This is a genomic window from Nonomuraea sp. NPDC050691 (assembly GCF_040654455.1).
Taxonomy (GTDB): domain Bacteria; phylum Actinomycetota; class Actinomycetes; order Streptosporangiales; family Streptosporangiaceae; genus Nonomuraea.
Map to the genome: position 1 here is coordinate 1 of NZ_JBFAIA010000359.1, position 1,997 is coordinate 1,997.

Genomic DNA, 1,997 nt, shown 5'->3' on the forward strand with positions numbered 1-1,997 from the left:
CCCGGAGAACGGCATGCCCAGGAACAGGATCCAGAACGCGAGGACGAACAGGCCGGTGACGACGGACGGGACGCCGGTCATGACGTCCACGAAGACGCCCCGTCCCGGCGGACGACCACGACCGGATCCCGCGAGCCCGCGCCTGGCCAGGGGAGGACGTCCATGCAGCCGTTCGCCGGGCGCGCGGCCGTGGCCGGAGTGGGGATGACCGCCCTGACCCGCGAGTCCGGCCGCACCGTGCTGGACCAGGCTGTCGAGGCGTGCCGCGCCGCCTGCGCCGACGCGGGCCTCGTCCCCGCCGAGGTGGACGCCGTCCTCAGCTACCACATGAACGACTCGGTGCCCGTCGTCCAGGTGGCCCGCGCCCTCGGGATCGAGCGCCTCGGCTGGCACAACGACATCGCCGGCGGCGGCACGCAGGCCGCCTCCATCCTCGGCGACGCCGCGATGCTCATCCACGCGGGGCTGGCCCGCAACGTCCTCGTCTACCGGGCGCTCAACGGGCGCTCCGGCCGGCGCATGAACACCGTCTCCACCGGACCCCAGGAGCGGTTCACGTACGGCATGGCCGGGCCGATCCCGCTGTTCGCCCTGGCCGCCACCCGATACCTGCACGACACCGGCCTCACCGAGGAGCACCTGCACGCGGTCGTCGCCCAGTCCCGCGCCAACGCCAAGGCCAACCCCCGGGCGCTGCGCCGGGGGCCGGCGGAACTCGCCGACTACCTGTCCCGGCCGTACGTCTGCACGCCGCTGCGCGCCGCCGACTGCTGCCAGGAGACCGACGGCGCGTGCGCGCTGCTGGTCAGCGGCGTGCTCGGCGGTCCCCGCGTGCGGGCGGTGGTGCGCGCGGGAGGCCCCGGCTGCTCGGCGATGGACCGGGCACCCGACGTCACGGAGATCTTCTCGGCGTACGTGGCGCCCCTGCTGTGGGAGGCGTCCGGCATGCGGCCCTCGGACGTGGACGCGGCGCTGCCCTACGACGCGTACTCGTGGCTGGTGCCCCGGCAGCTGGAGGACTTCGGCCTGGTGGAGCGGGGCGACCTCGGCGCGTACCTGCTGGAGCGCCGCCACGCGTGGGTCAACCCGCACGGCGGACTGCTGTCGGAGGGGTACGTGCACGGCCTCAACAACGTGGCGCAGGCCGTACGGGAACTGCGCGCGGGGCGCGAGGCGGCGCTGGTCACGGGCTTCGGCGGCAGCTACGGCAGCGCCGCCATCCTCACCTCCTGAAACCTCACCTCCTGAAAAATCCTGAAATGCTCTGGGATCTTTCGACATGAAGGGGATGTTCCAGCATCCCCTGACAGAGGAGGCCGACCATGGGGACCGCCCGTGGATGACGACCGGAGGACCCGGTTCGAGGCCGTTTATGAACAGACGTACGAGCAGATCCTCGGATACGCGGTGCGCCGCTGCGACTCACCGGAGGACGCGGCCGACGTGGTGTCCGAGACGTTCGCCATAGCCTGGCGCCGCGTCGACGCGCTGCCACCCGGCGACGAGGCCCGGTTGTGGCTGTACGGCGATGGCCCGGTGGCGTCTGGTCACACTCGACGCCGCCGGTTTCACCGCCCACATTTTCGCAGTGGAGTCCGTTTGACCTCCTCCCACGGCCGTAGCCGAGGGATCCAACCCTCGCGGGTCGAGTCTTCCTGCTTCGCAAGCGGTCGCCCTCGGGACGAACCCAAGCCAGGGTCTTACACGGCCTCCACAGGCATCACATCCCGCCAGCCCGGCGGTAGGCCCGGCGGTTTGGTTCTCGCCGCCGGACGACGAACACACTACCGAACCGCGCGGTTTCGCGCCGTGTTTTCCTTGCACGGAGATCCGGGGGCTCCATGCTCGACGGGATTCGACGAACTGTCTGACCCGCCTCGCGACGACGAGCCGGCGGGCCGGGCGTCCGGCGCGGGGGCGCGCGGACCCCGGCAGGCCGGATCCCGGTGGTGCTGATGCGGACGGTGACGTCGGCGCCACGGACATGCGCGTACCCC

At 72.0% G+C, this 1,997-nt stretch carries 2 protein-coding genes; both read left to right on the forward strand.

The genetic code is table 11. The annotated features are described in order from the left end of the window. Positions 1 to 162: 162 nt before the first annotated feature. Positions 163 to 1,233 (forward strand): acetyl-CoA acetyltransferase, encoded by a 1,071-nt coding sequence (locus AB0H81_RS44710; RefSeq protein ID WP_358388597.1) that lies wholly within the window; start codon positions 163 to 165, stop codon positions 1,231 to 1,233. Between the two features lie 102 nt (positions 1,234 to 1,335). Beyond that, positions 1,336 to 1,956, forward strand: a complete 621-nt coding sequence (locus AB0H81_RS44715; protein ID WP_358388600.1) for a sigma factor — start codon at positions 1,336 to 1,338, stop codon at positions 1,954 to 1,956. The last annotated feature ends 41 nt before the right edge of the window (positions 1,957 to 1,997 follow it).